This is a genomic window from Coleofasciculus sp. A1-SPW-01, assembly GCF_040217205.1.
Lineage (GTDB): Bacteria > Cyanobacteriota > Cyanobacteriia > Cyanobacteriales > Coleofasciculaceae > Coleofasciculus > Coleofasciculus chthonoplastes_A.
The window spans coordinates 1-7,120 of sequence record NZ_JAVJNP010000065.1 but is presented as its reverse complement, the minus strand read 5'-3'; the positions used below and the strand labels follow the sequence as shown (position 1 = coordinate 7,120).

The window sequence follows — 7,120 nt, the reverse complement described above, 5'->3', positions numbered from 1 at the left end:
ATGGCTAAACTATACCACTACATGGGATAGATAGATAGAAAGAGAGAGATTGAAAATACTTCGGGGATTGACCCCTCGCATTTTCCGCTATCCCCCTACCCCTTACTTCGTTGAAGGGGTAGCCCCTCGCGATTCGGGTGGCGATCGCACAACCACTTTTACCCTGGGGAATGGCATTTGCAGCGGGTGCGATGCTATTTGTGATTAGCGATGAAATTATCCCCGAATCCCATCATCAAGGTCGCGAACACGAAGCCACAATTGGGATTATAGTAGGATTCGTGATCATGATGCTTCTCGATATTGGCTTAGGTTGAACCAATACCTCGATAAAACAAAGTGAATAGCACAGTCTATGTACTTTGTCTAGCTTTTTTGTATTTACTTTATAAATAAACCTCCATCGGTGAATCCACGCGGACTTTTCGGGAATTTCACCCAAAAATTTCCGTAGTTCTCTGGATGTTTTTTGGGCTGAGATCTCCCAAAATTGAATTGGGTGAATTCTGTGAGGGACTACCCTCAGTAAGCCAGGTCAATGATTAGATTGTCTGGTGATTTCCATTATCAGTTGGTTGCATCTAACAAAAACACATGAATCTTGAAGACATTGCTCGGTATTACATTGATACCCCAGCGTATGCTCTCTCGCCTTCCGTCGTGAAAGGCTTCCGTCAGTTTATCGTGGATATAGCACAGGTAGAACTCCAGGGTATGGAGTTTCAGTATGTTGATTACTTTCCTTACATGAAAGGAACAGAACTGAGCTTAGAGCATATCTATAGAGATTATAACCAAGGGAAACTAATGATTACCACTCAGTTCAACAATTCTGATCTTTTGGGTTCAGACATTAACCTGATTTTCCGCTGTATTCACGAAATCCATCACATCAAACTGAATGTTGGTTTTGATTTAGAAGGGGAATTTGCTACAGCGGTTCATCTGATCGAGAAAACAGATAATCTGTTATTTAAGCAGATTCTCTTCAGTGAAAACTTAGGACAAATTGCCGTGCGCTTATGCCAAGGGAAGTTTCCCGACGACCAAAAAGTTGTCCTCTTTGAGCCTGAGGTGCTGCACTGTTTTAAAAAAGAATGGAAATCTTTGTTGAACTGAATTTTCCAAGCAAGAGATAGGTTAGATAAAGGAAATGGGGAGTTATAGCACTACGCTCTAAGGTTAGGACAAAAGAAGAAAAATTAATTTAAATCGCTTGACCCTGAGCGACTTGTACTGAGCGTGTTACTGAGCGAAGCCGAAGTAAGCCGAAGTAAGTCGAAGTAAGCCGAGGTGTTGCCTATTGCAAGAAAGCCTAGCGCGTAGCGCTATAAGCCACTTTACTCGGGCAACTCTCCAAAGCGTTCCCGATATCGACTCAAAAGCGACTCCATCTCCGTTAACTGTTGCTCTGCTTGGGTTAACTGTTGCTCTGCTTGCACTCGCTGTTGTTGCTCTTGTTCAGCGACTTCTTGGGGTATCGGAATTAGCTGTCCTTGGGCATTAAAAAAGCGCAACTTCGACTCATAAATTCCCAAATATAACCCCAACTGTTTGCTCCATAACCACCCTTGCTGATTCGGATGCAACTGTTCATACTCACCATCGACCAAATGAAAACCTTGAAACTCCAAGCTATTCGGGTCAAACCAAAAATAGTCCGGAGTACGGAAAACATCTTGATATAGCTGCTTTTTTAAGCCTCGATCAGTCGCAGCCGTCTTGGGAGAAAGAATTTCTACAATCACATTGGGATACTTACCATCTTCCTCCCAAACCACCCAACTTTGGCGAGGAAAGCGTTCTACTCCCAAAACCACAAAAAAATCCGGTCCCCGGAACTTCTCTGACTTGCGCTGACGGGGAGAGTAGTAGATCGTCAGATTACCAGACGCATAGAAATCATTGCGCTCTCGCCACAGCCATTCTAAGCAGGCGATGAGCAATGTCATTTGTAGGCGATGCAAGTCTGTTTCCAAAGGAGGCTCGTCACTCAGTAAGTCACTAGGGGGAAAGACTATATCATCCCATAGCTCTTCGGACGTTTCCAAATCTTGGGCGAAAGACATGGCAGTTCCACAACAAAAGTGCGATAAATCTAGTGTGAATAGTACTGAAATAAGCATTTTGGGAACACCAAAACCCTTGAGCTACCGTAGGGTGGGCATTGCCCACCAGCCTTAAATCAGTGCCATTCAATCTAGTGTAGTATGCAAGAGGCTAGTCGCTAGAGTTGCCGTGCGATCGCCATTCAGGTTTATATAATTTATTCACTGTAGTGGCGTGGCACACCTTAGCAATATGAATTAGAATGGGATACCCGAAACCGTAGGGGCGAATAGACGTGCGCCCGATTCAATAGTCAAGTCTATTCCACCATTTTAGCTGTGCCACGCCAGTAGAGCGGGTGATGGGACTCGAACCCACGACATCCAGCTTGGGAAGCTGACGTTCTACCACTGAACTACACCCGCAAGTTACTCTCAACGAGAATCTTTAAGCTATTATATCAATAAATTTGCCTCATATTTCTACCTGACTCTGGAGGTGAAGACTTAACCTTGATTGAGCTAGGTATGTTTTCGTTTATACAAAAATCCTGAAACTCTTCCAAATAAAGGGGTTGCGAGTTCGGTAACAGTTAGCTATGACCAAAAACACGCCGAGGTTGTGAATCTTTAGATCCCAATCCACTTAAATTTATCGCATCCTGTAAAGTATAGAGTTATAACTGTTCGATTGATCCTCAAACCATTGCACTCCGCAGGGATTACCCAGGATGTTTAACGCAACAGAAATTCTCATAAACTCATTTGTCCAAAGACTCCGGGATGGCTACCACCGGACTTACGGGGGGCTGAAAACCGACTTTGAGGACATTATTGCTTGGGCAGGCAGTATGGCAATGGAAAATATTGCCAACAGCGATGCCCTGTATCATAATGTCGAGCATTCTATCCTCGTCACCTTAGTCGGTCAGGAGATTCTCCGAGGCAAGCATATCCGTGAAGGTGGCGTCACACCAGAAGATTGGTTGCACTTTATCATTTCTCTGGTTTGCCACGACATTGGCTATGTGAAAGGAGTCTGTCGTCAGGATCGCGAAACTGAACGACTTTATGCGACGGGCAAAAATGGTGAGATGGTGCATCTGCCTCCTGGCGCTACCGATGCCTCCCTAACGCCTCATCATGTTGATCGGGCGAAACTGTTTACGGATGAGCGATTTGGCGGTCACAAACTGATTGACGCGGAACTGATTAAGCTCAATATTGAACTGACTCGTTTCCCGGTTCCTAAAGAAGGGGATCATCGAGATACCCTGAATTATCCCGGTTTGATTCGTGCCTCTGACTTAATTGGTCAGCTTTCTGATCCGCGCTATCTCAAGAAAATTAGCTCTCTATTCTACGAATTTGAAGAAACGGGTGTCAACCAAGCCTTAGGCTATGAGCATCCTGGCGACCTTCGCGCGGGTTATTCCAGGTTTTACTGGAATGGAGTATTTCCCTTTATCCAGGAAGCCCTGCGTTACCTGTCCCTCACCCAAGAGGGTAAGCAAATCACCGCCAACCTCTACTCCAATGTGTTTGTTGTCGAACACGAAAAGAACGAAGAACAACACCGACAACTCGCCCAGCAGCTTAATTCTTAACCTGTAACCCATGAACTGGTGGCAAAAACTGAAAAAGAACCCCTTGGCTCGGTTTGGCGCGATCGTGCTATTGATTTTTTACCTTGCCGTAATTGCGGCTGATTTTGTCGCGCCTTATGACCCGTATGTCTCCCAACCCAATGGTTCCCTGTTGCCACCCACCCAAGTTTACTGGCGCACTCCCGAAGGCAGGTTTATTGGTCCCCATGTCTACCCAACCACCCAAGGACCAACGGATTTAGAGACGGGGGAACGAGAACTGATGGTGGATTGGCAAAGTCCGTCCCCCATCCGTTTATTTGTTCAAGGTTCGGGATACCAGTTTCTGCAACTGCGTTTCCCCTTACCCCCCAACTTTGAAGAGGTGGAGATATTTGGCGGAATTCCGATGAACTTGCACTTGTTCGGCACGATTGGTGAAGGCAAACTGAATCTATTAGGGACGGATGAGCAAGGTCGGGATCAATTCAGTCGTTTGGTGTATGGGGGGCGAATTAGTCTGAGTATCGGTTTAGTGGGAATTGCCATCTCTTTTCCGCTGGGTTTAATTATCGGCGGAATTTCTGGCTATTTCGGGGGGTGGATTGATGCCATGTTGATGCGCCTCGTGGAAGTGATGATGACGATTCCCACTCTATACCTACTCGTGGCATTAGCGTCAGTGTTACCACCAGGACTAACCAGCGCCCAACGATTTTTGTTAATTGTTTTAATTACCTCGTTTATTGGCTGGTCTGGATTAGCCCGGGTGATTCGCGGACAGGTGTTGTCGATTAAAGAACGAGAATTTGTCCAAGCATCCCAAGCGATGGGGGCGAAACCGCTGTACATTATTGTCCGCCATGTGCTGCCCCAAACGGCAACCTATGTAATCATCTCAGCCACTCTCGCCGTCCCCAGTTTTATTGTGGCGGAATCAGTGCTGAGTTTAATCGGTCTGGGCATTCAGCAACCTGACCCCTCCTGGGGAAATTTGTTGTCCTTGGCAACGAATGCTTCGATTTTGGTACTACAACCCTGGTTAATTTGGCCCCCCGCCGCGCTGATTATCTTGACCGTGTTAGCCTTTAACTTGCTGGGGGATGGTCTACGGGATGCCCTTGATCCTCGGAGTTTGCAGCGCTAGGGGGAAGAGTTCCATTGGATTGCGCTTGTGGCAAGGTTCGGCGTAGGGCAGTCTTTTGGGCAAAGTCTTTGCCTTCGGTGAGCAGATAATCGAGAAAGGTGCGAGCGACAATGGAGAGTTGTTTGCCATTTGGGTAAACCGCATACCAGTATCGTTCAATCGGGAATTCTTCCACATCTAAAATGGTCAGTTGGTTACAGATGCCCTCTAAGGCTAAGGTATGACGGGATAAAACCGAAATGCCTAACCCTCCCGCGATCGCTTGTTTAATGGCTTCATTGCTGCCTAAGTCAAGCTGCACTTTTAACTCAATATCACGGGAATCAAATAGTTCTTGCACCGCCTTGCGCGTTCCTGATCCAGGTTCTCTCATAATAAAAGGTTCCTCTGCCAAACGCTCTAAAGGAATATTGGTTTCATTCACCAACGGATGATCCGCTGGGGCGATGACAACCAGGGGATTGTCCAGAATGGCTTCGTAGGTAATATCCAGATCCGGGAGTTGACTCATTACATACAAGTCATCGGCATTGTCATTCAGACGACCCAGAATATATTCATGATTGGTCACCTGAAGCGATACATCGATTCCTGGATAACGCCGACAAAATGGACCGAGTAACCGGGGAATAAAATATTTAGCGGTTGTGATCACCGACACCCGCAGGCGTCCCTGTTTCAGACCTTGCAAATCGGCAATAGTCATCTCAAACTGGTCTAAATTCTCAAATATGGCACGACAGGTCTTGACGAGTTCCTCTCCGGCTTGGGTAAGATAAAGACGTTTGCCTACTTGATCAAATAAGGGAACACCAACCGCTCGGGTCAGCTGTTTCACCTGCATGGACACCGTCGGTTGGGTGAGAAATAGTTCTTCAGCAGCACGAGTAAAGCTATTATGTCGAGCAACGGCTTCAAAGACTTTGAGCTGATGCAGCGTGGCTTGCTTCAACGATACTCCTCCTTGATAGGAATAATTTATAGATTATAGTCTATGATTTCTATCAGAACAATGTATTTTTTCTATGGTAACTCTGAGTTAAGATTTCAGATAACACCAAACAAGTGACAGTCTTCCTTCCATCTCGCGTTGTCCCCTAACCAATTTGTATGTTCCGGAATAAGCGGTTTGGTTTTAGCCTGTACTCTACAGGAAAGCTTAATCCGATCATCGCTGGAATTGGGTGCAACGCCTTTTTTGTTAAAGGCAGGAGGCAGGAGGCAGGAGGATTATTACATGAATTTACATGATTTTTTTGAGCTTTTAATTTTGTCTCCCCCAGCTTCCAGACGTAGCATGCTACGTCTCTACATGCTCCCTCAGCTCTGCTCATCGGCAATGTAATATCAGAAGTCAATTTCCTTAGTCGGCGCGGGCAATTTATCTAAATCAGGGAGTTCGACTAATTCTTTCTCTGTTTCCTTGACCTCGACAGGTAATCGTAGGGGTTCAGGGGTTTCTTCCTCTTCAATGAAGTAACTTGCCAAGGGTAGGGCTTGTTCGAGATCCTCTAACGGTCGAGTAATCACCGTGACAGCAACCAGTTCCCCAATCCGTTGGGCTTCTGCCATACCCACTTGCAGCGCCATGGCGACTTCCGCTACCCGACCCCGGATAATCACGGTACATAAGCCCGCGCCAATGGTTTCGTAACCCGTCAGTTCCACATTTGCTGCTTTGAGCATCGCATCCGCTGCACCGACGATCGCGGGAAAACCGCGAGTTTCTAGAAGTCCCAGGGCTTGGGAACTATGGCGCGATCGCGTCTGCTGTTGCACATCTTCTAGCAAATGAGAACCCAGAGGTAAGACAACCTCCAAGTTTGGGAACGGTCGAGGAATTACCAAGGAGGACAATAATCGACCTTCTCGTTTAGCATGTTCAACCCCAGCTTGCACCGCAATCCGCACTTCTGCTGTAGCGCCGCGCACAATTGCCGTACAATGACCACTGCCAATTTTTTCAAATCCGATTAACGTCACTCCAGACGCCTTGAGCATCGCATCAGCCGTACTTACAATCACGGGAAAACTGAGCGTAGACACCAAACCCAAAGAGGAATGACGAAAGCGATTTCGTTGAGTAGAAGGGGTGTGGGGGATAATTCCAGGGTTGTATGACTCCATAGCTCGGCTCTCCATGTCGTTGTTGGCTGTTAAGTGTTGCCTCTAATCCAGTCTAAGAAACCGTTACATAAGAGGCTCTCCCGTACATAAGGTGATAAATTTTCCTTATATGTGTAGCGATTGGCTTGATTTGAAGAAAACCTAGCTTAATCGCTTAATTAGTTGGGTTTCCTTCGTCAACCCAACCTACAAGCATTACACCGTGGGACTTT

Annotated in this window: 6 protein-coding genes, 1 tRNA gene and 1 pseudogene; 4 read left to right on the top strand and 4 right to left on the bottom strand. The window is 46.4% G+C overall.

Annotated elements, in window-relative coordinates:
• Nucleotides 1-137 precede the first annotated feature (137 nt).
• Both RH949_RS10655 and RH949_RS10650 read left to right on the top strand, forming a co-directional pair.
• Nucleotides 138-317 (top strand): annotated as a pseudogene (locus RH949_RS10655) (ZIP family metal transporter); the annotation flags it as partial.
• A gap of 277 nt (nucleotides 318-594) precedes the next feature.
• Nucleotides 595-1,119: a hypothetical protein gene (locus tag RH949_RS10650; protein WP_446352983.1), complete on the top strand. Its 525-nt coding sequence runs from the start codon at nucleotides 595-597 to the stop codon at nucleotides 1,117-1,119.
• A gap of 221 nt (nucleotides 1,120-1,340) precedes the next feature.
• Here RH949_RS10650 and RH949_RS10645 read toward each other — a convergent pair whose 3' ends face one another.
• Entirely contained in the window at nucleotides 1,341-2,069 is a 729-nt protein-coding gene (locus RH949_RS10645) for a Uma2 family endonuclease (protein ID WP_446352981.1), read from the bottom strand.
• 333 nt (nucleotides 2,070-2,402) lie between these two features.
• Nucleotides 2,403-2,474: transfer RNA gene (locus RH949_RS10640), tRNA-Gly, on the bottom strand.
• A 305-nt stretch (nucleotides 2,475-2,779) separates the two neighbouring features.
• Here RH949_RS10640 and RH949_RS10635 point away from each other — a divergent pair.
• Complete coding sequence (locus RH949_RS10635; RefSeq protein WP_006105214.1) at nucleotides 2,780-3,655, top strand: Npun_R2479 family HD domain-containing metalloprotein; 876 nt, start codon at nucleotides 2,780-2,782, stop codon at nucleotides 3,653-3,655.
• 10 nt (nucleotides 3,656-3,665) lie between these two features.
• Nucleotides 3,666-4,781, top strand: coding sequence for an ABC transporter permease (locus RH949_RS10630; protein WP_006105198.1), 1,116 nt, complete (start codon nucleotides 3,666-3,668; stop codon nucleotides 4,779-4,781).
• Here the strand turns inward: RH949_RS10630 and RH949_RS10625 are convergent.
• Nucleotides 4,723-5,733, bottom strand: coding sequence for a LysR family transcriptional regulator (locus tag RH949_RS10625; RefSeq protein ID WP_083799205.1), 1,011 nt, complete (start codon nucleotides 5,731-5,733; stop codon nucleotides 4,723-4,725). The two genes, RH949_RS10630 and RH949_RS10625, sit on opposite strands and share 59 nt — an antisense overlap.
• A 395-nt stretch (nucleotides 5,734-6,128) precedes the next feature.
• Nucleotides 6,129-6,908: a BMC domain-containing protein gene (locus RH949_RS10620; RefSeq protein ID WP_006105335.1), complete on the bottom strand. Its 780-nt coding sequence runs from the start codon at nucleotides 6,906-6,908 to the stop codon at nucleotides 6,129-6,131.
• Between the last annotated feature and the right edge of the window lie 212 nt (nucleotides 6,909-7,120).